We start from the raw sequence: 23,055 nt of genomic DNA, 5'->3' as shown, positions 1-23,055 counted from the left end.
CGGTCAGTAAACACCTGGTGGGAACGGGTCAAGAACGTTACAGATCACAGTCAGTATGAGCCGGTAATCAGGTTTTTGAGCGGTTCGCCCGCCAGATAACGCAGGAGCTGGGAGCGGAGGAGCCTCAGCAGGCGCCGCCCGGACGCCGGGGTGCTGCCCGCGACGTGCGGGGTGATGAACACCCCCGGCGCCGTCCACAGCGGATGCCCCGGGGGGAGCGGCTCGGGATCGGTGACGTCGAGCGCGGCCCTGATCCGGCCCTTCTCCAGCTCGGTGACGAGCGCGCCGGTGTCCACCACCCCGCCCCTGGCCGCGTTCACCAGCACGGCGCCGTCCTTCATCGCCGCCAGGAAGTCCGCGTCCACCAGCCCGGCGGTCGCGGGGGTGGAGGGGACCAGCAGCACCACCACGTCCGCCCGGGGCAGCAGCTCCGGCAGCTCGTCCTGGCCGTGCACCTGACCCCGCGCGGTCCTCGCCACCCGGATGACGTCCACCTCGAAACCGTCCAGCCGCCGCTCCAGCGCCTCGCCGATCGAGCCGTAGCCGACGATCAGCACCGTGGAGTCGGCCAGCACGCCGGTGTGGCGGTAGGTCCACTCGCCCTCCCGCTGGGCGGCGGCGAAGCCGGGGAACTCCCGCAGCACGGCGATCATGGCCCCCACCGCCCACTCCGCGGTCCCGGCGTCGTGCACGCCCCGCGCGTTGCACAGCACCGTGCCCTCCGGCAGGTGCGGCCGGTAGGCGTCCACCCCCGCCGTGACGGTCTGCAGCAGGCGCAGCCGGGACATCCGGCCGAGCAGCTCCGGCACCCGCGCCACCGTCAGCAGCGGCGGGATCCAGACCTCCACCTCCTCGGGCCCCTCGGGGACCGGCCCGGTGCCGTCGTAGACGACGCACTCCACATCGGGTAGATCGCTCAGGACGTCGGCGGCGGCTTCGGAGGGAACCCAGATCTTCATGGCTGCATTATCCAAGGGAACGTCCTGGAACCTCCCGCCGTACACAGCGGTATGAATGAAGGAGGAGGTTCGCATGTCCCGGATGGCACAGCTGGCTCCCGTCCCGGCCTCAGCCCTGGTGGCGGCCCTGGTGGCGGCGCTGTCGGCGGGATGCTCGGCGCCCTCGGCCGGGTCCGCCGGCACGGCGCGGGCTCCCGCCGCCACCGTGACCGGCGCTCCCCCCGGCCAGCCGCGCACCCTGGTGGAGGATCTGGCCGTGCCCTGGGGGGTGGCGTTCCTGCCCGGCGGCGACGCCCTGGTGACCGAGCGCGACACCGCCCGGCTGCTGCGGGTCACCGCGGCCGGGAGGACCACCGAGGTCGGCACGGTCGACGGCGTCCGCCCCGACGGCGAGGGCGGCCTGATGGGCGTGGCGGTCTCCCCCACCTTCGAGAAGGACCGCTCCGTCTTCCTCTACTTCACCTCCGCCCGGGACAACCGGATCGTGCGCTACCGCTACGACCGAAGCCTGACCGGCGCCACCGTGATCCTCGACGGCATCCCCAAGGGCGCCATCCACAACGGCGGCCGGCTGGCCTTCGGCCCCGACGGATATCTCTACGCCACCACCGGCGAGACCGGGGACAGGGCCCTGGCCCAGGACCTCGGCTCGATGGCCGGCAAGATCCTGCGCATGACCCCGGACGGCAGACCCGCCCCCGGCAACCCGTTCGGGAACGTCCTCTGGAGCTACGGCCACCGCAACGTCCAGGGCCTGGCCTGGGACCCGTCCGGCCGCCTGTACGCCAGCGAGTTCGGGTCCGACGCCTTCGACGAGATCAACCTCATCAGGAAGGGCGGCAACTACGGCTGGCCGGAGGTCGAGGGCGTCGGCGGCGGCTCCCGCTACGTCGACCCGGTCGTCACCTGGAGCACCGACGAGGCGTCCCCCTCCGGCATGGCCTACGCGGACGGCTCCCTCTGGGTCGGCGCCCTGCGCGGCGCCAGGCTCTGGCAGGTCCCCCTCGCCGCCGACGGCACGGCCGGGACCCCCGTCGCCAGGTTCGAGGGCCGGTACGGCAGGCTCCGCGCGGTCGCCGCCGCGCCCGGCGGCCCCCTGTGGATCGGCACCAGCAACAAGGACGGCCGCGGCACCCCCCGCCCGGGAGACGACCGCCTCCTCGCCGTGACGCCGTAGCGTCCGCGGGGCCGGGCCGCGCGTGCACCCGCACGCGCGGCCGGCAGGCCCCGGGAGCGCGTGCGTGAACCGCCGCGCGCGGCCGGCAGGCCCCGGGACTACTCGTCCTGGCCGTCCTGGGCGGGGGTGTCGGCGGGGACGCACTTGAGGTCGGTCTCGGGCTTGTAGACGGTCTTCTCCGTCTCGCGCTTGACCTCCTTGCCGTCCTGCTTGAAGATCCGGGTCACGTCGATCGTGAAGCCCTGCTGGCCGGCCATCGGGATGCACGAGGGGCCGCTGTCGGTCGCCCTCTTGAACGGGGTGAGGTCGTAGCGCTCGGAGGAGATCGACTCGATCTCGTAGCGCTTGGTGCTCCAGAAGGCGACCGTGACCCCGGTGTCGGTGTAGGAGGTCTTCACCAGCACGCCGTACTTGGAGTCGTTCTTCCAGCGGAAGTCCGGCGCGGGCCAGGAGACCGTGGACTCGCGGCCGGCCGGGTAGCGGGAGATGTAGAACTCGTGCGCCACGTGCTGGACGTCTTCGAAACCGCCGAAGAACACCGCGTTGTACATGGTGGTGACGAACTGGGAGATGCCGCCGCCCACCGAGTCGACCAGCCGGCCGCCCTGGATCATCGGCGCCGGGACGAAGCCCCGGGCCGTGTCGCGCTGGCCGATGACGCCGTTGAGCGAGAAGGTCTCGCCGGGCTTGACCAGGTAGCCGTCCAGGAGCTTGGCGATCGTGCGGATGTTGGTCACCCGGGGCAGGCAGCAGTCGTACGGGGTGGTGAACTCGCTGACCTTCTCCTTGATGCCGAGCTTGCGCGCCTCGGCCTCGGAGACGCGGGGCTGGACGGTCGTGAGGGTGACGGGGACGGTCCGGCTGCCGCCCTCGGCGACCAGCCGCGCCACGTCCTCGGCGAGCCTGTCGTCGTCGATCCCCTTGCCGCTGCGGCCGGGGACCAGCTCGGGTCTGGCGCCGACGATCCGGAAGGTGGGCTCCCGGGGGGCCAGGGCGCGGTCGACGAGCTTGCTCTCCACGGTCGCGACCGCGTTCGTGGCGTCGAACACCGGCCGCATGCCGCCGGAGTTGTCGGGCTCGAAGGACAGGTGGGCGGCGAGGGTCTCCACCGGGAGCTGGGCCTGCCTGCCCGCGTGGGTCAGGGTGAGCGGACCGGACAGGGCCTTGTCCGCGTCGGCGGCGGTCTTCTTGACGACCTCGGCCGTCACCCTGGGCTTGATCACCGAGACGGGCAGCTCGACCTCGCCGGCCGGCCCCAGGAAGGCTTTCCCGATGGCCCGGGCCGCGGCCTCCCGCTCCAGCTCACGGCCGTCGCGGGGGGTCACCGCGACCGGCTTGACGCCCTCGAAGGTGACCGCGCCCTCGCGGACCTTGAGGTCGATCTTCTTGGCCAGGGCCGTGACGGTGCTGTGCATCCGCTCGGGGTCGACGGAGACCTTGGGGCTCAGCTCGGTGGTGCCGGTCAGTGCCCGCCAGACCTCCATCGGGGTGGGGAATCCGCTGGAGACCTGGTCGATGGTGGCGACGACGTCGAACTCCAGCCCGGCCTTCCCGGGATCGATGGAGTATTTCCTGCCCGCCGCCCGCAGGATCATCTGCTCGCCCGCCTCGCCGGGCAGCCGGTCCCTGAGCTTGTCGGCCGCCTCGGTCGCGGTCAGGCCGCCGATGTCGACGCCGTGGACGCGGGTGCCGGGCAGCATCTTGCCGGACATCACGACGGCGGGCACGGCGTAGGCGAGGCCGGCCAGCAGCAGCAGGAGCGTGACGGCGACGGCGATCCTGCGGCCCCGGCGACGGCGCGGCGGATCCTCGTAACGGGGCGAGTCCGGCTGGCGGGCCTCTCCGTCGCCGCCGGGTGTGGGCTCCTCGCGCGGGGACCGCTGCGGGAGGGGGCGCTCGGGCGGGGTGGCCATCTGCCAGGGCTGGGGCGGCGCGGCCGCGGGCGGCAGCCCGGCCGGCCCCGCGCCGGGCCCGGGAGGCCGGCCGAACCCGGAGGGTCCCGCGGGCCGGTCTCCTCCGGAGGGGCCGAAGATGTCGGGCGAGACGCCCGGCGGGAGCCGCGACCCGCCCTTGGGCCGCTCGCCGGGAGGCTGACCGGGATCGCGGGCGCCCGGCCGGACCGGGCGCGAGGGGAGGGGCACCGCCGCGAACGGGTCCGTCGGTGGGTCTATCGACGCTCCGGCGTTCCGCACGGCCTCCGCTACCTCCTGCTGCTCTGCGATTTTTACCGGTGTCAACCCTAAACCAGATCCATCGGCCGAGGCCCGAAAAGCAGTAACGAATCAGCCCGTCCACCGGTAACGGTGTTCGGGCCGCCCGGCGGTGCCGTATTTCGGCCTCAGCTCGGCCTGGCCCGCCGCGCACAGATACTCCAGGTAGCGGCGGGCGCTGACCCTGGACAGCCCGGTGAGCGCCGCCGCCTCGGCCGCCGACACGTCGGTGCCGGTCTCCCTGAGCGCGTCGGCGACCAGGCCGCAGGTGGTGGCCGACAGTCCCTTGGGCAGCGGCGGCGGCCCTCCCCTGGCCGCGCCGAAGAACCGGTCCACCTCGTCCTGGCGGACCTCGGACCCGATGGCGGCCAGTTGCCTGCGGGTGTCGGCGTACTGGCCGAGGCGCTCGGTGAGCGCCCCGGCGGTGAAGGGCTTGATCAGGTAGTTCACCGCGCCGCCGCGCATGGCCGCGCGGACGGTGTCCACGTCGCGCGCGGCGGTGATCACCAGGACGTCGACCGGGTGGGACACGCCCCTGAGCGTCGTGAGGACGTCGAGGCCGGACATGTCCGGCAGGTAGATGTCCAGCAGCACCAGGTCGGGGCGGTGCTCGGCGACCGCCGCGACCGCCGCCCTGCCGGTGTGCACGGCGTCGACCACCGTGAACCCGGGCACCCGGGCCACGTAGCCGCTGTGGATCCTGGCCACCATGAAGTCGTCGTCCACGACGAGCACGCGGATCATCACGGCGCCCCCCGGTCCGTGGTCCCGCCGGGCCCGCCGGTCCGCCCGGCCGGCCCGTGGTCTCCTTGCCCGTCGTCCCCCCGCCCGGTCGGCCCGGCCGCTCGCGGCGGGGTCCCGGCCGGGTCCTCGCGCCGGGGCAGCAGGGCCGTGAAGACGGCGCCGTCGGCGTTGTGCACCCGCACCCAGCCGCCCCGGCGCGAACACGCCTGACGGGTCAGGGCCAGGCCGAGACCGCGCGGGCCCGCGTGTGCGACCTTGGTGGTGAAGCCCTCGCGGAAGACCTCCTCGGCCAGGCCGGGAGTGATCCCCGGCCCGGAGTCGCCGACCCGGACGTGCAGGCCGTCGGTCTCGGCGCGGACCGAGACCTCGACCGTGCCGCCGACCTCCTCCAGCGCGTCGAGGGCGTTGGCCACCAGGTTGCCCACCACCAGCACCGCGTCGTGGGGGTCGCCGAGCATGCCCTCCTCCACCCGGGAGTCCTCGGCGAGCACCAGGGACGCGCCCCGCTCGGCCGCCTCGGCCGACTTGGCCAGCAGCAGCGCGGCCAGGGTCGGGTCGGCGACCTTCTCCCGGATCCCGGACGCGTACCGGCCGTAGGCCTCGGAGGTCTGGGTGATGTAGTTGACGGCCGTCTCGTGCTCGCCGAGCTCCAGCAGGCCGACCACGGTGTGCATCCGGTTGGCGAACTCGTGGGCCTGGGCGCGTAGCGCGTCGGTCGTGCTGCTGGCCTGGTCGAGCTCGCGCGCCAGCCGTACCAGTTCGGTCCGGTCGCGCAGGGTGACCACCCAGCCGCTGGGCTGCTCGCGGACCGCCACCGGGGTCCGGTTGAGCACGAGCACGCGGTCGCGGTGGAGCACCACCCGGTCGTCGCCGGGGTCCGCGCCGTCCAGCACGTCCCGCATCCGGTCCGACAGGGGCATCTCGCGCAGCCCCCGCCCGACGTCGTGGGCCGAGAGACCGAGCAGGTCGCGGGCCGCGTCGTTGACCAGCGTCACCCTGCCCTGGAGGTCGAGGGCCAGCACCCCCTCCTTCACACCGTGCAGCACGCCCTCGCGCTGTTCGAGCAGGGCGGCGATCTCCCGGGGCTCCAGCCCGAAGGTCTGGCGGCGGACCCGCCGGGCGATCAGCCCGGCGGCCGCCGATCCGGCGAGGAGCACGGCGAGCACGGTCCACAGCAGCGGCGGCAGCGCCGAGCCGAGCTCCTCGGCGACGGTGTCCTGGAGCACGCCGACCGAGGCCAGGCCGATGACCCGGCCGGAGGAGTCGAAGATCGGCGCCTTGCCGCGCACGGAGCGGCCGAGGGTGCCGGTCTGGATGCCGGTCCAGGTCCGGCCGCTGGTCAGGATCTCCGAGCCGTCGGTGGACAGCCGCTTGCCGATCAGGGCCGTGTTGGGGTGCGCGTAGCGGATCTGCTCCCGGTTGGCGATCACCACGTAGTCGGCGCCGGTGGCCGCCTGCACCCCCGCCGCGATCGGCTGCAGGCTCACCTCCGGCCGGGGCCGGGCGAACGCCTCGCGGACCTGGGGCAGCCCGGCGACGGACTCGGCGATCGCCAGCGCGCGCTGCTGGTACTGCCGGTCGAGCTGGCTGCGGGTGTGTTCCATCCAGACGCCCGCCGTTCCGCCCACCGCGAGGAACACGATCACCGTCTGCAACATGAACAGCTGGGTGCCGAGGGAGGCGTTGAGAATGCGTCGCACGAGTGAACTCCCTGGTCAGGGACATTATGAAAGCAGCTGGAGATAACGGCGCGGTCGCGGCGGCCGTGACCGGCGCGACCAATACGACCGATACGACGGCAAGCTCGCAAAGGATCGACACCGTTATCTGGGACGCCCAGCATCCTCACCACGCTTCTCTTCAAGCTGTTTGGAGTTGACCATGCGTCTTCGGAGACTCGCCGCCCTGGCGGCCCTGTCCCTCGCCGCCCTCACCGCGTGCGGCTCGGGGGCGGGCTCGGGCTCCAGCGTCGGCACGCTGAAAATCATGGCCCCGGCCTCGCCCGGCGGCGGCTGGGACCAGACCTCCCGCACCGCGGAGCAGGCCATCACCTCGGCGGACCCGTCCCGCAAGGTGGAGGTCTACAACGTCCCCGGGGCGGGCGGCACCATCGGCCTGGCCCAGCTCGCCGGGGAGAAGGGCAACGGCAACCTGCTGATGACCATGGGCCTGGTCATGCTCGGCGCGGTGGAGCAGAACAGGTCGAAGGTCACGCTGGCCGAGACCACGCCCATCGCGAAGCTGACCGAGGAGTACGAGATCATCGTGGTCCCGGCCGCCTCGCCGTACAAGTCGCTGGCCGACCTGGTGACGGCGTGGAAGGCCGGCCCGGCGAAGATCGCGATCGCGGGCGGCTCCGCCGGCGGCACCGACCACATCGTGGCGGGCCTGATGGCCAAGGCCGCCGGGATCGACCCCAAGCAGGTCAACTACATCGCCCACTCCGGCGGCGGTGAGGCGCTCAACGCGCTGCTGGGCAACAAGGTCGCGATGGGCGTCTCCGGCATCGGCGAGTTCGCCGAGCACGTGAAGTCCGGCAAGCTCCGGGCCCTCGGCGTGACCTCGCCGGCCCGCCTCGACAGCGTCGACGCGCCCACCCTGAAGGAGGGCGGCCTGGACGTCGAGCTGGCCAACTGGCGCGGGTTCGTGGCCCCGCCCGGGCTGGACGACGCCGCCAAGAAGAACCTGACCGACCTGGTCACCAAGATGCACGACTCGCAGGCGTGGAAGGACGCGGTGGCCAAGAACGGCTGGATCGACTCCTTCCAGACCGGCCAGCAGTTCGCCGACTATCTCGCGGCCGAGCAGGCCAAGGTCAAGACCATCATCGCGGAAATGGGACTCGTCTCCTGATGTACTCCACCGAAGATCCGGCCGGCGCCACCGAGCGTGGCGCCGGCCCGGCGCACTCATGGCGGCGGCCCGAGCTCGTCCTGGCGCTGATCGTCCTCGGGCTGGGCGCGTTCGTGATCCTGGGGACCGCCGACGTCAGCGCCGCGGGCTCCTCGCTCGGGCTGGGGCCCCGGTTCTTCCCGGTCCTCGTCGGCTCGGCGCTGCTGCTGATCGGGCTGTGCTACGTGATCGACGTGATCCGGGGCGGCCACGGCGACCCCGAGGAGAGCGAGGACGTCGACGCCGGCGCCCGGGCGGACTGGCGGACGGTCGCGTCGGTGAGCGTGATCTTCCTGGCCTTCGCCGGGCTGCTGGACCTGCTCGGCTGGATCATCGCGGGGGCGCTGCTCTTCTTCGGCCTCTCCGTGGTGCTCGGGGCCACCCGGCGCCTGCACGCGGGTGTGATCGCGATCGTGCTGTCCACCGTCACCTACCTGGCCTTCGTCAAGGGCCTGGGCGTGACGCTGCCCGCGGGACTGCTGTCGGGGGTGGTCTAGGTGGAGTCGTTCCAGCTCCTGATGGAGGGGTTCGCGACCGCGCTGACCCCGGTCAACCTGCTCTACGCGCTGGTCGGGGTCACCCTCGGCACGCTGGTCGGCGTGCTGCCCGGCATCGGCCCGGCCATGACGGTGGCGCTGCTGCTGCCGATCACCTTCACCGTCCCCCCGGCCAGCGCGTTCATCATGTTCGCCGGGATCTACTACGGCGGCATGTACGGCGGGTCGACCACCTCGATCCTGCTCAACACGCCCGGTGAGAGCTCCTCGATGATCACCGCGCTCGAGGGCAACAAGATGGCCAAGCGCGGCCGGGCCGCCCAGGCGCTGGCCACCGCCGCGATCGGCTCCTTCGTCGCGGGCACGATCGCCACCGGGCTGCTGGTCGTCGCGGCTCCGCTGGTGGTGGACTTCGCGATCTCCTTCGGTCCCGAAGACTACTTCGCGCTGGCCGTCCTGGCCTTCACCGCGGTGTCGTCGGTGCTGTCGCGCTCGGTCGTGCGCGGGCTGGCCTCGCTGGGGCTCGGCCTGGTCATCGGGCTGATCGGCATCGACCAGCAGACCGGTCAGGCGCGGCTGACCCTGGGCGTCCCGCAGCTGCTCGACGGCATCGACGTGGTGATCGTCGCGGTCGGCCTGTTCGCGTTGGGCGAGGTGCTCTACGTCGCCTCCCGGCTGCGGCACAGCGAGCCGGAGGTCATCCCGGTGGGCCGGGCCTTCCTCGGCCGTTCCGACTGGTCGAGGTCCTGGCGGCCGTGGCTGCGCGGCACCGCGCTCGGCTTCCCCTTCGGGGCGCTGCCGGGCGGCGGCGCGGAGATCCCCACCTTCCTGTCGTACTCGATCGAGAAGCGCCTGGCCCGCGGGACCGCCCGCGAGGAGTACGGCAAGGGCGCCATCGAGGGCGTCGCCGGTCCCGAGGCCGCCAACAACGCCTCGGCGGCGGGCACCCTCGTCCCGCTGCTCACCCTGGGCCTGCCCACCTCGGCGACCGCCGCGATCCTGCTGGCGGCCTTCCAGCAGTACGGCCTGCAGCCCGGCCCCCAGCTCTTCGACCACAACCCGGCGCTGGTCTGGGGCATGGTCGCCTCGCTGTTCATCGGCAACACGATGCTGCTGGTGCTCAACCTGCCGCTGGCCCCGCTCTGGGCCCGGGTGCTGCACATCCCCCGGCCCTACCTGTACGCGGGGATCGTGCTGTTCGCCGCCCTGGGCGTCTACGCGCTCAACTCCTCCTGGGTGGAGCTGGTCATCCTCTACGTCCTGGGCATGCTGGGCTTCGCGATGCGCCGTTTCGGGCTCCCGGTGGCCCCGGCCGTGATCGGCATGATCCTGGGCCCGATGGCCGAGATCCAACTCCGCCGGGCCCTGGCCATCGGCGCGGGCGACGTGACGGTCCTGGTCAAGAGCCCGGTGGCGGCGGTGCTGCTGGTCGTGTCGCTGCTGGTGCTGGCCGCCCCGCTGGTCAGGAAGCTGGTCGCCCGCCCGTCACGCGCCGCGTAGCCGTCCGGGCGCCGGGCACGTGCCCGGGTGGACGCTGGGCACCTGCCTGGGTGGACGCCGGGCACCTGCCTGGGTGGACGCCGGGCACCTGCCTGGTGGACGCCGGGCACGTGTCGGCCAGCCCCGCCGCGCCGGGGAGCGGCGGGGCCGCCGGCCCGGCCGGGACTACCGCTGCTCCAAGGTGTCGACGGGCTCCTCCGCCAGGCGCCAGCCGTCCTCTCGGGCGAAATAGGAGCAGGAGGCCCATCCCGTGGTCCCCGCCGGCAGCCCGGAGGCCGACCTGCCGCCCAGACGGAACTGGCACCAGCCGCTGGAGGAGCCCAATATCTGGCCGTAATCACCGTAGTAGAGAAGACCGATCACGCGCGAGCCGCCGGGGGTGGAGCGCAGGCGGACGCCGTCGGCGATGATGACAGCATCCACCCCGAGAGCTGCCGAGAAGCCGGGAGCACCGGCCTGAGCTGGGGTGACGGTCGCGAGCGTCCCGCCGGCGACGGCCAGCACCACGGCCATGAGCGCCAAATGCCTTTTCACGCGTTCTCCGATCCTGAGGGGCTGGACAGCACCACAGAGAAAAGGGGGACTGACGTGATCACTGTGCAAGTAATCAATAATTGCGTCAATACGTGCGTGATATTAAAAATTAGAATTACCACATAAAAAGGCCCCGCCGATCTTTCGATCGGCGGGGCCTCCGCGGTCCGCCCGCGGGCTCTCCGTGTCGCCCACCGCGGGGCGGTCCCGGACCGCCCGGGGGCGTCCGGACGGCTACTCGGAGACGCCGAGCCTGTCCAGCAGCAGCTCACGGGCCCGGCCCGCGTCGGCCTTGCCGCGGCTGGCCTTCATGACACCGCCGACGAGAGCGCCGACCGCGGCGATCTTGCCGCTGCGGACCTTGTCGGCGGCGGCGGCGTTGTCGGCCAGGACCTGGTCGATGATCGCCATCAGCTCGCCCTCGTCGTTGACGATCTGCAGGCCGCGCGCGGCGACCACCTCGTCCGGGGAGCCCTCCCCGTTCAGCACGCCCTCCAGCACCTGGCGGGCCAGCTTGTCGTTCAGCGCTCCCCCGGCGACCATCGCGCACACCCGGGCGATCTGGTCCGGGGTGATCGACAGCTCGCCGAGCGGGACCCCCGCCTCGTTGGCCCGGCGGGCCAGCTCGCCCATCCACCACTTGCGGGCGTCCGCCGGCGGCGCGCCGGCCGCGACCGTCGCCTCGACCAGGCCGATGGCGTCGGCGTTGTGCATGGCCGCCATGTCGAGGTCGGAGACGCCCCACTCCTGCTGGAGCCGCTTGCGCCGGGCGTTCGGCAGCTCGGGCAGGGCGGCCTTGAGCGAGGCCACCCACGCGACGTCGGGGGCGATCGGCACCAGGTCCGGCTCGGGGAAGTAGCGGTAGTCCTGCGCCTCCTCCTTGGACCGGCCCGAGGTGGTGGTGCCGCTGTTCTCGTGGAAGTGGCGGGTCTCCTGCAGGATCCGGCCGCCGTCGGCCAGGATCGCGGCCTGGCGCTCGATCTCGCCGCGGACCGCGCGCTCGACGCTGCGCAGCGAGTTGACGTTCTTGGTCTCGGTCCGGGTGCCCCATTCCGAGGACCCGCGCGGCATGAGGGAGACGTTCACGTCGAAGCGCATGGAGCCCTCCTCCATGCGCACGTCCGAGACGCCGAGGCCGCGCATCAGCTCGCGCAGCTCGGTGCCGTAGGCGCGGGCGACCTCGGGGGCGAGCCGGTCGGTCCCCGGGATCGGCTTGGTGACGATCTCCACCAGCGGGATGCCCGCGCGGTTGTAGTCGACGATCGAGTAGTCGGCGCCGTGGATGCGGCCGGTCGCGCCGCCCACGTGGGTGGACTTGCCGGTGTCCTCCTCCAGGTGGACCCGCTCGATCTCGATCCGCACGATCTTGCCGTCCACCTCGACGTCGAGGTAGCCGTCGAAGCAGAGCGGCTCGTCGTACTGGCTGATCTGGTAGTTCTTCGGCATGTCCGGATAGAAGTAGTTCTTCCGGGCGAAGCGACACCACTCGGCGATCGAGCAGTTGAGCGCCAGGCCGATGCGGATCGTCGACTCGATCGCCGCGGCGTTGGCCGTCGGCAGCGCCCCGGGCAGGGCCAGGCAGACCGGGCAGACATGGGTGTTCGGCGGGGCGCCGAACGTGGTCGGGCAGCCGCAGAACATCTTCGACGCCGTGCCCAGTTCGACGTGGGTCTCCAGGCCCAGCACCGGCTCGAAGCGCTCCAGCGCCTCGTCGTACGGCATGAGCGTTTCGGTGCTCACAGGTAACCAAGTCCCTTCAGTGCGTTCCTCGTCTCGGCGACCCAGTCTGCGTACGAGGGCACCTGAGCCAGGACCGCGAGATCGATGTTCCGTCCTATGTATTCGAAGTAGTCGCGGATGGGTTTCCCCCTCCGGGGCACGGTCGCGGCCAGGACCCGGCCGGGGTCGGTGATCCGCTCGACGTCACGTGGCCGGGCGGGCAGCAGGCCGAGGTCGCTGCCCTCCAGGGCGGCCCACACCGCGCGGTCGGCCAGCAGCCAGCCCTCGGTCTCTCCCAGGCCGATGACCGGCACGAGATAGTGCGAGTGGTAGCGGACGCCGTCGGCCTTGCCGCCCGGCTTGCCGCGCTCCCGGATGTCGTCGTGGGTGAAGAGCAGATGGCAGTCCGCCGCGAGCTCCTCCAGAGCCGTGACCATGTGCTCCCGGCCGCACGAGACGACCTCCGTCGCCTCGACGTCGACCGCGTGCGGCGACATCCACGTCAGCTCGCGGAGCTGCCGGGAGATGACGGCGCCGAGGAAGCCCTCGTCGGCCTCTCCCTCCGCTACCAGCCCCGGGACCAGAGGGCGGCTCATGCCGCGGCGCCCAGGTATTTGCGGACCTGTCTGGGTGAGACGAACGTGCCCGGCTCGCCGTCCGGCTGGACCGGTTTGGCCACGGTCACCCGGGAGACCCGGTCCTTGTCGGGGTCGACGCGGACCGCGGTGTCCAGGAAGGTCAGCGCGTCGGGGTCGGTCCGGTAGGTCTCGGCGACCACCACCGGGGAGTGGCTGGTGAGGATCACCTGCCGGTATGGTCCCGCCCCTCCGGGCTCGGTGATCCGCCGGCGGATCCGGCGGATCAGCTCGCCGAGGCGGCCCGGGTGCACGCCGTTCTCGATCTCCTCCACCAGCAGGGTGCCGGGGTGGTCGGGGTCGTGCAGGGCGGCGAGCAGGCCGAGGACGCGCAGGGTCCCGTCCGACAGCAGCGGGGCCGGCACCGCTCCCTGGCCGTCGACGATCAGGTCGAAGGAGCACTCCTCCCGGTCGGCCCGGGGCACCAGCCCGACCACGTCGGGGACCACACCGGCGAGGTCGACCACGAGGTCGGCCAGCGCCGCCGAGCCCGCCATCCGCCCGAGCACCGCGGCGAGGTTCGCGCCGTCGGCGGCCAGCGGCCCGCCGCCGGCCGGGCAGGACCGGCGGCGCATGGCCGCCGGCGACAGGGCGTAACGGTGCCACGACTGGACCGTACGGCGAGGCGTGATCTCCGGCTCCGGGTCCTCGACCATGAACTCCAGCAGCTCCTCCGGGAGCCGGTGGGCCACATGGCTGATGACGGCTCCGCTGGACCGGGGGATCCGCAGCACCATCTCCGCGCCCACGTCGAACCGGACCGGCAGCAGCGCGCCGGGCTCCGGGGAGACCAGGGTCTCCACCGAGACGACGAACCCGGGGACGGGAGTGCCCCGCGCGACCCGGTGGAACTGCTCCCCCGGCAGCCCGCGGCGCGCGCCGAGCAGCCCGCCGGATCCGGCGATCTCGTCGGCGACGTATCCGACGGCGTCGAACAGGTTCGACTTGCCGCTGGCGTTGGGGCCGACCAGCGCGAGGAAGGGCGGCACGTCGAGGACGAAGTTCAAGAAGGACTTGAACCCGTCGATCTCGATCCGAGTGATCATGCCGCCGTTCCCCCCAGTCGCCCTATCGCCTCGAAAGCCCTACAGTGCCGGGGCTTTGGACAGCAGGCTGCCGCCCCAGCGGTCTTCGAGGGCCTTCTCCACCGCGGCGGCGACCCGGTAGCAGCGGTCGTCGCCGAGCACCGGGGCCATGACCTGCAGGCCGACCGGCAGTCCGTCCTCGTCCGCCAGGCCGCACGGCACCGAGATGCCCGCGTTGCCCGCCAGGTTGGTCGGGATGGTGCACAGGTCGGCGAGGTACATCGCCATGGGGTCGTCGGCGCGCTCGCCGATCGGGAACGCCGTGGTCGGCGTGGTCGGCGAGACGAGCACGTCCACCTGGTGGAAGGCCGCGTCGAAGTCGCGGGCGATCAGCGTGCGGACCTTCTGCGCCTGGCCGTAGTAGGCGTCGTAGTAGCCGCTGGACAGCGCGTAGGTGCCCAGGATGATGCGCCGCTTGACCTCGGGGCCGAACCCGGCGGCCCGGGTCAGCGCCATGACCTCCTCGGCGCTGCGCGTGCCGTCGTCGCCGACGCGCAGGCCGTAGCGCATGGCGTCGAAGCGGGCCAGGTTGGAGGAGGCCTCCGACGGCGCGATCAGGTAGTAGGCCGGCAGGGCCGTGGTGAACGACGGGCAGGAGACCTCGACGACCTTGGCGCCGAGCGACTCCAGCAGCTCGACGGCCTCGTGGAAGCGGGCGAGCACGCCCGGCTGGTAGCCGTCGCCGCCGAACTCCTTGACCACGCCGATGCGCAGCCCGGCCACGTCACCGATGCGGGCCGCCTCGACGACCGAGGGCACCGGGGCGTCGATGGAGGTGGAGTCCATGACGTCGTGGCCGGAGAACGCCTCGTGCAGCAGCGCCGCGTCCATGACGTTGCGGGCGAAGGGGCCCGGCGTGTCGAGGGAGCTGGCGAAGGCGATCAGGCCGTAGCGGGACGAGCCGCCGTAGGTCGGCTTCATGCCCACGATGCCGGTGACCGCGGCGGGCTGGCGGATCGAGCCGCCGGTGTCGGTGCCGGTGGACAGCGGGGCCTCGTAGGCCGCGACCGCGGCGGACGAGCCGCCGGAGGAGCCGCCCGGGATCCGGGACAGGTCCCACGGGTTGCGGGTGGGGCCGTAGGCCGAGTTCTCGGTCGAGGAGCCCATCGCGAACTCGTCGAGGTTGGTCTTGCCGAGGATCACCAGCCCGGCCTCGCGCAGGCGGCGGGTCACGGTGGCGTCGTACGGCGGGCGGTAGCCCTCAAGGATCTTGGATCCGGCCGTGGTCGGCATGTCGACGGTGGTGAAGACGTCCTTGTGCGCGATCGGCACCCCGGCCAGCGGGCCGGGGTTCTCCCCTGCGGCCAGGCGGGCGTCGACGGCGCGCGCCTGCTCCAGTGTGGTCTCCGCCTCGACGTGCAGGAAGGCGTTGACCTGCGGCTCGACGGCGGCGATCCGGTCGAGATGGGCCTGGGCGACCTCGACGGCCGAGACCTCACCGCTCGCGACCAGCGCGCCGAGCTCGGCGGCGGACTTGTGGATGAGGCTCATGCTTCCTCCCCGAGGATGCGCGGAACACGGAAGCGGCCGTCCTCGACTGCCGGGGCCTCGGACAGCGCGCTGTCGGGCGCCAGGCCGGGCCGCACCTCGTCGGGGCGGTAGACGTTGGTGAGCGGGAGCGCGTGCGAGGACGGCGGGATGTCGTCGGCCGCCACCTCGGCGACGCGGGCGACCGCACCGATGATCACATCGAGCTGGGCGGCGAAGTGGTCGAGTTCCTCATCGGCCAGCGCCAGCCGGGACAGCCGGGCGAGGTGAGCGACCTCGTCGCGGGTTATGGCGGACATGAGTCGTTGAACCCGTTTCGTGGAATGGCAATTGGACACTGTCATCTTAGGGCTCGTGACCTAACGTGCCTGACCCATTGACGTCGCGGTGGCCCCGGGGTCCGCCCGGCGACGCCCCGCGAGACGGCGGTCCGGCCCTGCGCCCGGCACGGCCCGGACGGCTCCGCCCGGTGGCCAGGCCAGGACCCGAGCCCGGCGACGCCACCGCCCGCGCGGATCCCGGCCGCGGTCCCAGCGTGTCACCGGAGCGCTAGGCGGTCTGCGGGTCGAGGACCTCGGAGGGGTTCAGGAAACGGAGGGCGGGCGTGGCCGGGTCGCGCTGTCTGCGGAGCCAGACGGTCGCGTCGACGGCGGACATGGGCTCGGCGAACAGCCAGCCCTGGGCGAGATCGCACCCCATGGCGGCCAGGCAGGCGGCCACCTCGGCCGACTCGACGCCCTCGGCCACCGAGCGCAGACCGAGGGAGCGGACCAGGTCGACGATGGAGCGGACGATCCGCTCGTCGTCCTTGGACTCGCCGATCCTGCGGACGAACGAGGCGTCGATCTTCACCTCGGAGACCGGCAGGCGCTGCAGCCGGACCAGCGAGGAGTAGCCGGTGCCGAAGTCGTCCAGCGCGAGCGGCACGCCGAGGGAGGTCAGGGCGCGGACGGCGTCGGCGGTGTATGCCTGGTCGGTCATCAGGATGCGTTCGGTGACCTCGAGCTGGATCGCCATGGGCGGCAGCCGGTATTGGGCCAGGCCGGCCTCCAGCCGGTCGGGGAGGGCGGAGTCGAGCAGATCGCGGGCGGAGACGTTCACCGAGATCTGCTCGTGCAGGCCGGTGTGCCACCAGTGAGCCGCCTGTTCCAGGGCGGCGTCGATGACGTACTGGGTGAGGTGCCGCATGAGATACGACTGCTCGGCCATCGGCACGAACTCCCCCGGGGAGATCATCCCCCGCTCGGGGTGCCGCCAGCGCAGCAGCGCCTCCACGCCCCGCACCTGCCCGCTGGCCAGGTCGAGCTTGGGCTGGTAGTGGAGCCGGAGCTCGGAGCGGTCGATGGCCCGGCGCAGGTCACCGATGAGGTTGAGCCGTTCGGGGCTGTTGCGGTCTTTGTCGGCGACGTAGATCTCGACGCCGGTCCGCCCCTCCTTGGCCAGGTACATCGCCACGTCGGCGCGTTGCAGCAGCAGCTCGAAGTCGGGCGCGTGATCGGGGTAGAGGGCGATGCCGACCGAGGCGTCCAGATCGAAGGTCATCCCCTCCAGGCGGACCGGCTCGGTGAGGGCCACCCGCAGCCGCGCGGCCACTTCCCGGGCCGCGGCGGCGTCCCTGACCGAGGGCAGCAGCACCGCGAACTCGTCGCCGCCGAGCCGGGCCACCACGTCGCCCGGCCGTACGCTGTGGGTGAGCCGGTGCGCCACGATCTGCAGCAGCCGGTCGCCCACCGGGTGGCCAAGGGTGTCGTTGACCTCCTTGAACCTGTCGAGGTCGAGCAGGAACAGGCCGACCCGCTCGCCCGCGCGCGCCTCGGCGAGCGCCTCCTCGGTGCTGAGCACGAGCATCTTGCGGTTGGGCAGCCCGGTGAGCCCGTCGTGCATCGCCTGGTGGTCACGGCGGACCGACAGGGTGGCGGTGAAGTAGACCGCGGCCAGCGGCGCGACGAACAGCGGCACCAGTGCCGGGGAGTGGTTCATCACCACCACGACCAGCGGGGCCAGCCCGAGCAGCCCGGCGTAGACCAGGCTCTGGTGGCCGATCGTGGTCCTGATCACCCGGTTGATCGAGCGGCGCTCGTGCAGCGCCACCGCGCCGGAGACCAGCAGCGCCCGGACCATGAAGTAGGCGAGCCCGGCCAGCCCGATCGCGAGCATGTCGGGCCCCTCGGGCACCCCGGAACCCCCCGGCCCCGGGGAGTTGCCGAACAGCGCGAGCACCACCCCGGCCGCGGTGCAGGCCAGCGTCGCCTGGGCGATGTTGAACATGACCCGGTGCCACGCCTTGCGGGTGACGGCGCCGTTGACGACCAGGCCGACCGCCTGCATCAGCACGGCGATCGGCAGCCCGTAGTGGAGCAGCGCGGCGAAGGTGAACATCGCCGACGGGTAGGTGCCGCCCACCGTGATCGACGACGACAGCAGCACCGGCCGCAGCTCGCCCAGGACGACCAGGACCGTCAGCATCCAGAACAGCGGGCTGCGGGCGGTGTCGGCCAGCGCCTGCGGGCTGATCCACCACTGGGCCACGACGAGGGCGGTGGACCCGATCGTGATGACGGCGGCGAGGTAGGCCCACAGAGGTGAGCCCACACGCGGCCCGGTGTCGCGTGTGTCGTTTGGGTCGGCCATGAGTAACAAAACCCCCATTAGTTCACTATGGGAGAGTACGGCCTCTGGGCCACTTCGCGAAACCGGTTGCGCACGTTCCGTTACCGCTCATTCCGGCATCCGCCCCCCGCCACGGCTCCCGTCCGCCTTCACTCCTCGGGCTCGACCACCGTCGCGGCCGCCGCCTCCGGCCCCTCGGCCAGCAGGACCCGCAGGCCCTCCTCGTCGAGGATCGGCACGCCGAGCTTGACCGCCTTGTCGAACTTCGATCCGGCGTTCTCGCCCGCCACCACGTAGGAGGTCTTCTTCGACACCGAGCTCGACACCTTGCCGCCCCGGGCCGCGAGGGCCTCGCCGGCCTCGTCGCGGGTGAAGCCCTCCAGCGTGCCGGTCACCACGAAGGTGAGCCCGGCCAGGGTCTGCGGGAGCTGCTCGGCCGGCGGCTCGTCCTCCATCCGGACCCCCGCGGCCTTCCACCGCTCGACGATCTCCCGGTGCCAGTCGACCTCGAACCAGTCGTGGATGGCGGCGGCCACCCGTGGGCCGACGCCCTCGACCGCGGCGAGCTCCTCCTCCGAGGCGCTCGCGATCGCGTCGATCGAGCGGAACTCGGCGGCGACGGCCTGGGCGGTGGGCGGGCCGACGTGCCGGACGGAGAGGGCGACCAGGACCCGCCAGACCGGCTGGTCCTTGGCCTTCTCCAGCTCCTCCAGCATCTTCTCGGCGTTCTTGCTCGGCTCGCCGCTCTGGTTGGCGAAGAAGGAGACGACCTTGGGCTCGCCCGTCTCCGGGTCGGTCTTGGGCAGGCCGGTGTCGGGGTCGCGGACGACCGACCGGATCGGCAGCAGCCGCTCGATGGTCAGGTCGAACAGGTCGGCCTCGGTGCGGACCGGCGGCTCCTGCGGCGGCAGCGGCTGGGTCAGCGCGGTGGCCGCCACATAACCCAGGCCCTCGATGTCGAAGGCCCTGCGCCCGGCGGCGAAGAAGAGCCGCTCACGGAGCTGGGCGGGGCAGGCCCGGGTGTTGGGGCAGCGCAGGTCGGCGTCGCCCTCCTTCTCGTAGGCCAGCTCGGTGCCGCACTCCGGGCAGCGCGTCGGCATCACGAACTCGCGCTCGGTGCCGTCGCGCAGGTCCACGACCGGGCCGACGATCTCGGGGATGACGTCGCCGGCCTTGCGCAGCACCACGGTGTCGCCGACGCGCACGCCCTTGCGCGCGACCTCCGAGCCGTTGTGCAGCGTGGCGCGCTCGACCGTGGAGCCGGCCACGACGATCGGCTCCATGACGCCGTACGGCGTGACCCGGCCGGTGCGCCCGACCCCCACCTGGATGTCCAGGAGCTTGGTGTTGACCTCCTCGGGCGGGTATTTGTAGGCGATCGCCCAGCGGGGCGCCCGGCTGGTGGAGCCCAGGTTGCGCTGGAGCTCGATGCGGTCCACCTTCACCACGACGCCGTCGATCTCATAGACGGGGTCGTGGCGGTGCTCGCGGTAGAACTCGACGAAGGCGTTGATGCCGTCGAGGTCGTCGACGACCTTGTAGAGATCGCTGACCGGCAGGCCGAACTCCCGCAGCCGCTCGTAGACCTGGGACTGGGTCCGGGGCAGGGCGGGCCCCTCCCACCTGCCGACACCGTGGACGATCATGTGCAGCGGGCGCTGCGCGCTGATCCGCGGGTCCTTCTGCCGCAGCGAGCCGGCCGCCGCGTTGCGCGGGTTGGCGAAGGGCGCCTTGCCCGCCTCGACGAGCTGCTCGTTGAGCTTGGCGAACCCCTCGACGGGCAGGTAGACCTCGCCCCGGACCTCCACCAGCTCGGGCACGTCGTCACCGGCCAGACGGTGCGGCACGCCGGCGACGGTGCGCACGTTGGCCGTCACGTCGTCGCCCACCCGGCCGTCACCCCGGGTCGCGGCCCGGACCAGGCGGCCCTTCTCGTAGACCAGGGCGATCGCCAGGCCGTCGATCTTCAGCTCGCACAGATAGGGCGCCGGGTCCCGCTCGGCCAACCGCTCGGCCCGCGACTGCCAGGAGGCGAGGTCGTCGGCGTTGAAGGCGTTGTCCAGGCTCTCCATCCGCTGCAGGTGGGCGACCGGCGTGAAATCGGTGGAGATCGGCGCGCCGACCTTCTGGGTGGGCGAGTCGGGTGTGCGCAGGCTCGGGTGGTCGTCCTCGATCCGGCGCAGCTCCCGCATCCACGCGTCGTACTGAGCGTCGCTCACGGTGGGCGAGTCGAGCACGTGGTAGCGCCAGTTGGCCTCCTCGACCAGCTCGGCCAGCTCCGCGTGCCGATCCAACGCCGCCACCGGCACGCCTTCGACCTCAGTGCCCATCGCCCAGCTCTCCCCTCGTCCATACCGCCAAGGGAAACGCTATCGCCGGGGACCGACATCGCGCGGCGGCCTTACCCGGAGATGGCAGACCCTCCCCGCCGGGGACCGGCCGGTCCGGGTCTCCGGGCCGGGCGGGGAGGGACGGTCACTCGCCGGGATCCTCCCTCAGCACCCGGGCCGCCTCCCGGCATCTGGCCAGCGCCGCTCTGGCGTAGGCGGGCGAGGCTCCGGCCAGCCCGCAGGCGGGGGTGAGCACGACCTGCGAGGCCAGGGTGGCGGCGGGGAAGCCGAGACGGCGCCAGAGCTCGACGGCGGGCTTGGCGACCACGCCGACGTCGGGCAGCCGGGAGTCCAGGCCGGGCACGACGCCGAGGAGGATCGCCATGCCGGCTTCGACCACCTCGCCGAGGGCGTCCTCGTCGCGCCGCCGCAGCAGGGAGGCGTCCACGGACACGCCGTCGGCGCCCGCCGTACGCAGCAGGTCGAAGGGCACGCCGGGGGCGCAGCAGTGCACGACCGTGAACGCGCCGGCGGGCAGCACCGCCCTGAGCCGCTCGGCGGCGACGGCGCCCTCGACGGCGGGCAGCCGCCCGAAGCCCGACGCGGTCGGAACCGTGCCCGCCAGGACGCCCGGCAGCCCGGGCTCGTCGAGCTGGAGCACGATCTCCGAGGCGCCCGGCACCCTGCGGCGCACGTCGGCGACGTGCGCGGCGAGCCCTTCGGCGAAGGAGTCCACCAGGTCGCGCACGGCTCCGTCGTCGGCGAGCGTCTTGTCGCCGTGGCGCAGCTCGACCGCTCCGGCCAGGGTCCACGGCCCGCACACCTGGATCTTGAAGGGTCCCTCGTATCCCTGGGCCGTCTCCTCCAGCGCGTCGAGATCCCGGACGAGGTGGTCGCGGGCCCGCTTGAAGTCGCGCCCCGGGCGGTCGGCGAACCGCCAGCCGGACGGCTGCACCTCCACCGGGAGCTCCACCAGCAGCGACGCGGTGCGCCCGATCATGTCGGCGCCCACTCCGCGCGCGGGCAGCTCCGGTATGTACGGGAGCGCGGGCAGCTCGCCGAAGACGACCCTGAGCGCCTCCGCGTGATCCGTCCCGGGGTGCGACCCGATGCCGGTCGCGGTCGCCTCACCCCACGGGTATCCGCTCATGCCCGCTCCCGGCCACGCCCGCCGAGGGGACGTGAGCGCTCGCCCCGGTGCGCGCCGGCTCGCCTGCTTCGCTCGTTCACGACAGCCAGCTTAGGACCGCCGGGTGCCACCTCCCACCGGGAGAATCCGTCCCCGCGGTGACGGCACTTGATCAAGTTGAGTAGGGTTTTGCCGGTTATTCACCCGCCTTGGGGGACGCATGATGATCGGTCGGGCGCTCGTCGCGGTGTCGGTGCTGCTGGCTGTCGGGGCCGCGGGGGTTCCGGCGGCCGGGGCGGCCGAGCCCGACAAGTGCGCGCCCGGGCGGGGCACGACGAGCATCGGGGAGTCCTGGGCCCAGCGGCGGTTCAACCTGCCCGAGGTGTGGCGGCTGACCAGGGGCGTGGGAGTGACCGTCGCGGTTGTCGACAGCGGCCTGGACACCGGGCATCCCCAGCTGAAGCAGGCCACCGCGGAGGAGGTCACCGGCACCGGGGGACGCGACTGTTTCGGCCACGGCACGGAGGTGGCGGGCATCGTCGCCGCGACCCCGATGAGGGGCGTCCTGTTCACCGGGGTGGCGCCGGACGTGAAGCTGATCTCCGTCAAACACACCGACGACGGCCGGGGAGACGTGAAGATGCTGGCGCTGGCCATCGTGAAGGCCGTCCAGCTCGGCGCCAACGTGATCAACGTGTCCGCCCAGGCGAGCGACAACCCCGACCTGCGCAACGCCACCGCCTACGCGCTGGCCAAGAACGTGGTGGTGGTCGCCGCGGCCGGCAACGTCGAGAAGGACGACGGCTCTCCCGCGCCCGCCTATCCGGCCTCCTACCCCGGAGTCGTGTCCGTCGGCTCCGCCGCCCCCGACGGGCGCAGGGCCGACTTCTCCAACCCCGTCACGCCCATCACCGTGCTGGCCCCCGGCACGGGGCTCACCAGCACCTGGCCCGGCAGTCTCTATCAGGAGAACCTGGAGGGCACCAGCTACGCGGCGGCGTACGTGACCGGGGTCGTCGCGCTGGTCCGCTCCCGCTATCCGGACCTGACCAACGAGGAGGTGGGGCGGCGCATCGCGCTGACCGCCAACGGCGGCGCCGGGAAGGGGACCGGCGCGGGAATGATCAACCCGCTGCTGGCCATCTCGGCGATCCTGCACTCGGAGACGGTGGCGCTCGCACCGCCCGAGCCCGCACCCCTGCCCGCCGACGCGATACGGCACGCTCCGCCGGAGAACGCCGAGAGCATCGCGATGGCGACGCGGATCGCCCTGATCTCGCTCGCCGCGGTCGCCCTGGTGACCCTGGGTAGTCTCACGATCCCTTTGGGACGCAGCCGCAGGTGGCGGGCGGGGGCCCCAGATAACGGGACGTGAAATAGATGTGAAATCAGTGAACTACGGGGCGCTCGTTTGCTTTGATAGCTATAGATCAACTTATTAGCAGCTTTACCGGTAGTTGAGGTGGAAGGAATGCAATGGGGGATTTGAACCCATTACTGCCTGAAGATCCAGAACGCGTCGGTGTTCACATCCTCGTCGGGCGGC

18 protein-coding genes are annotated in these 23,055 nt (G+C 72.3%); 5 read left to right on the top strand and 13 right to left on the bottom strand.

Features of this window, described 5'->3' with window-relative positions; translation table 11 throughout:
* Positions 1 to 50: 50 nt before the first annotated feature.
* Positions 51 to 959: a 2-hydroxyacid dehydrogenase gene (locus tag ACZ6R6_RS34200; protein ID WP_470100419.1), complete on the bottom strand. Its 909-nt coding sequence runs from the start codon at positions 957 to 959 to the stop codon at positions 51 to 53.
* Between the two features lie 73 nt (positions 960 to 1,032).
* On the opposite strand from ACZ6R6_RS34200, the gene ACZ6R6_RS34195 reads away from it, so the two are divergent.
* Positions 1,033 to 2,136: a PQQ-dependent sugar dehydrogenase gene (locus ACZ6R6_RS34195; protein WP_470100417.1), complete on the top strand. Its 1,104-nt coding sequence runs from the start codon at positions 1,033 to 1,035 to the stop codon at positions 2,134 to 2,136.
* Positions 2,137 to 2,234: 98 nt separating this feature from the next.
* Here ACZ6R6_RS34195 and ACZ6R6_RS34190 read toward each other — a convergent pair whose 3' ends face one another.
* The 3 genes from ACZ6R6_RS34190 to ACZ6R6_RS34180 all read right to left on the bottom strand — a co-directional run bounded on the left by ACZ6R6_RS34190 (position 2,235) and on the right by ACZ6R6_RS34180 (position 6,790).
* Positions 2,235 to 4,328: a VanW family protein gene (locus ACZ6R6_RS34190; RefSeq protein WP_470100415.1), complete on the bottom strand. Its 2,094-nt coding sequence runs from the start codon at positions 4,326 to 4,328 to the stop codon at positions 2,235 to 2,237.
* A 90-nt stretch (positions 4,329 to 4,418) separates the two neighbouring features.
* Positions 4,419 to 5,090 (bottom strand): response regulator, encoded by a 672-nt coding sequence (locus ACZ6R6_RS34185; protein WP_470100413.1) that lies wholly within the window; start codon positions 5,088 to 5,090, stop codon positions 4,419 to 4,421.
* The gene (locus tag ACZ6R6_RS34180; protein WP_470100411.1) at positions 5,090 to 6,790 is read right to left on the bottom strand and encodes an ATP-binding protein; all 1,701 of its coding nucleotides are present in this window, start codon (positions 6,788 to 6,790) and stop codon (positions 5,090 to 5,092) included. Before ACZ6R6_RS34180 ends, ACZ6R6_RS34185 begins: the two co-directional genes overlap by 1 nt.
* A 181-nt stretch (positions 6,791 to 6,971) precedes the next feature.
* On the opposite strand from ACZ6R6_RS34180, the gene ACZ6R6_RS34175 reads away from it, so the two are divergent.
* Genes ACZ6R6_RS34175 through ACZ6R6_RS34165 form a run of 3 tightly spaced genes read left to right on the top strand, consistent with a single transcriptional unit; the run spans position 6,972 to position 9,979 of the window.
* Positions 6,972 to 7,943 carry a Bug family tripartite tricarboxylate transporter substrate binding protein gene (locus ACZ6R6_RS34175; RefSeq protein WP_470100409.1) on the top strand — a complete coding sequence of 324 codons (972 nt, stop codon included), beginning with the start codon at positions 6,972 to 6,974 and terminating at the stop codon, positions 7,941 to 7,943.
* The gene (locus ACZ6R6_RS34170) at positions 7,943 to 8,479 is read left to right on the top strand and encodes a tripartite tricarboxylate transporter TctB family protein (RefSeq protein WP_470100407.1); all 537 of its coding nucleotides are present in this window, start codon (positions 7,943 to 7,945) and stop codon (positions 8,477 to 8,479) included. The genes ACZ6R6_RS34175 and ACZ6R6_RS34170 overlap by 1 nt, the downstream gene beginning before the upstream one ends.
* A complete protein-coding gene (locus ACZ6R6_RS34165; protein WP_470100405.1) occupies positions 8,480 to 9,979 on the top strand; it encodes a tripartite tricarboxylate transporter permease in 1,500 nt (499 codons plus the stop codon).
* Between the two features lie 165 nt (positions 9,980 to 10,144).
* On the opposite strand, the gene ACZ6R6_RS34160 is transcribed toward ACZ6R6_RS34165, so the two are convergent.
* From ACZ6R6_RS34160 to ACZ6R6_RS34120, 9 genes are all read right to left on the bottom strand, one after another.
* On the bottom strand, positions 10,145 to 10,513 hold the full coding sequence (locus tag ACZ6R6_RS34160) for an SH3 domain-containing protein (protein WP_470100403.1): 369 nt from the start codon (positions 10,511 to 10,513) through the stop codon (positions 10,145 to 10,147).
* 234 nt (positions 10,514 to 10,747) lie between these two features.
* A complete protein-coding gene (gene gatB / locus ACZ6R6_RS34155; RefSeq protein ID WP_470100578.1) occupies positions 10,748 to 12,235 on the bottom strand; it encodes an Asp-tRNA(Asn)/Glu-tRNA(Gln) amidotransferase subunit GatB in 1,488 nt (495 codons plus the stop codon).
* A 14-nt stretch (positions 12,236 to 12,249) separates the two neighbouring features.
* On the bottom strand, positions 12,250 to 12,828 hold the full coding sequence (locus tag ACZ6R6_RS34150; protein ID WP_306864885.1) for a hypothetical protein: 579 nt from the start codon (positions 12,826 to 12,828) through the stop codon (positions 12,250 to 12,252).
* A complete protein-coding gene (locus tag ACZ6R6_RS34145; RefSeq protein WP_470100401.1) occupies positions 12,825 to 13,913 on the bottom strand; it encodes an AAA family ATPase in 1,089 nt (362 codons plus the stop codon). The genes ACZ6R6_RS34150 and ACZ6R6_RS34145 overlap by 4 nt, the downstream gene beginning before the upstream one ends.
* A 39-nt stretch (positions 13,914 to 13,952) precedes the next feature.
* Entirely contained in the window at positions 13,953 to 15,443 is a 1,491-nt protein-coding gene (gene gatA, locus ACZ6R6_RS34140; RefSeq protein ID WP_470100399.1) for an Asp-tRNA(Asn)/Glu-tRNA(Gln) amidotransferase subunit GatA, read from the bottom strand.
* Positions 15,440 to 15,739, bottom strand: coding sequence for an Asp-tRNA(Asn)/Glu-tRNA(Gln) amidotransferase subunit GatC (gene gatC / locus ACZ6R6_RS34135; protein ID WP_470100397.1), 300 nt, complete (start codon positions 15,737 to 15,739; stop codon positions 15,440 to 15,442). Before gatC ends, gatA begins: the two co-directional genes overlap by 4 nt.
* A gap of 250 nt (positions 15,740 to 15,989) precedes the next feature.
* Entirely contained in the window at positions 15,990 to 18,071 is a 2,082-nt protein-coding gene (locus ACZ6R6_RS34130) for a putative bifunctional diguanylate cyclase/phosphodiesterase (protein WP_470100395.1), read from the bottom strand.
* A 128-nt stretch (positions 18,072 to 18,199) separates the two neighbouring features.
* The gene (gene ligA / locus ACZ6R6_RS34125) at positions 18,200 to 20,380 is read right to left on the bottom strand and encodes an NAD-dependent DNA ligase LigA (RefSeq protein ID WP_470100393.1); all 2,181 of its coding nucleotides are present in this window, start codon (positions 20,378 to 20,380) and stop codon (positions 18,200 to 18,202) included.
* A gap of 145 nt (positions 20,381 to 20,525) precedes the next feature.
* On the bottom strand, positions 20,526 to 21,530 hold the full coding sequence (locus tag ACZ6R6_RS34120; RefSeq protein WP_470100391.1) for a methionine synthase: 1,005 nt from the start codon (positions 21,528 to 21,530) through the stop codon (positions 20,526 to 20,528).
* Between the two features lie 199 nt (positions 21,531 to 21,729).
* On the opposite strand from ACZ6R6_RS34120, the gene ACZ6R6_RS34115 reads away from it, so the two are divergent.
* A complete protein-coding gene (locus tag ACZ6R6_RS34115) occupies positions 21,730 to 22,884 on the top strand; it encodes a S8 family serine peptidase (RefSeq protein WP_470100389.1) in 1,155 nt (384 codons plus the stop codon).
* The last annotated feature ends 171 nt before the right edge of the window (positions 22,885 to 23,055 follow it).

The sequence above is a fragment of the Streptosporangium sp. NPDC048886 genome (assembly GCF_055586905.1).
The sequence above is the reverse complement of the archived record's forward strand: the minus strand, read 5'-3'. Positions and strand labels throughout refer to the sequence as shown.

Excerpts from the sequence above, each read along its gene's own strand:
- ACZ6R6_RS34200 (WP_470100419.1), bottom strand. The coding sequence starts at position 959 with ATGAAGATCTGGGTTCCCTCCGAAGCCGCCGCCGACGTCCTGAGCGAT.
- ACZ6R6_RS34195 (WP_470100417.1), top strand. The coding sequence starts at position 1,033 with ATGTCCCGGATGGCACAGCTGGCTCCCGTCCCGGCCTCAGCCCTGGTG.
- ACZ6R6_RS34185 (WP_470100413.1), bottom strand. The coding sequence starts at position 5,090 with ATGATCCGCGTGCTCGTCGTGGACGACGACTTCATGGTGGCCAGGATC.
- ACZ6R6_RS34175 (WP_470100409.1), top strand. The coding sequence starts at position 6,972 with ATGCGTCTTCGGAGACTCGCCGCCCTGGCGGCCCTGTCCCTCGCCGCC.
- ACZ6R6_RS34170 (WP_470100407.1), top strand. The coding sequence starts at position 7,943 with ATGTACTCCACCGAAGATCCGGCCGGCGCCACCGAGCGTGGCGCCGGC.
- gatB (WP_470100578.1), bottom strand. The coding sequence starts at position 12,235 with ATGCCGTACGACGAGGCGCTGGAGCGCTTCGAGCCGGTGCTGGGCCTG.
- ACZ6R6_RS34150 (WP_306864885.1), bottom strand. The coding sequence starts at position 12,828 with ATGAGCCGCCCTCTGGTCCCGGGGCTGGTAGCGGAGGGAGAGGCCGAC.
- ACZ6R6_RS34145 (WP_470100401.1), bottom strand. The coding sequence starts at position 13,913 with ATGATCACTCGGATCGAGATCGACGGGTTCAAGTCCTTCTTGAACTTC.
- gatA (WP_470100399.1), bottom strand. The coding sequence starts at position 15,443 with ATGAGCCTCATCCACAAGTCCGCCGCCGAGCTCGGCGCGCTGGTCGCG.
- gatC (WP_470100397.1), bottom strand. The coding sequence starts at position 15,739 with ATGTCCGCCATAACCCGCGACGAGGTCGCTCACCTCGCCCGGCTGTCC.
- ACZ6R6_RS34130 (WP_470100395.1), bottom strand. The coding sequence starts at position 18,071 with ATGGCCGACCCAAACGACACACGCGACACCGGGCCGCGTGTGGGCTCA.
- ligA (WP_470100393.1), bottom strand. The coding sequence starts at position 20,380 with ATGGGCACTGAGGTCGAAGGCGTGCCGGTGGCGGCGTTGGATCGGCAC.
- ACZ6R6_RS34120 (WP_470100391.1), bottom strand. The coding sequence starts at position 21,530 with ATGAGCGGATACCCGTGGGGTGAGGCGACCGCGACCGGCATCGGGTCG.
- ACZ6R6_RS34115 (WP_470100389.1), top strand. The coding sequence starts at position 21,730 with ATGATGATCGGTCGGGCGCTCGTCGCGGTGTCGGTGCTGCTGGCTGTC.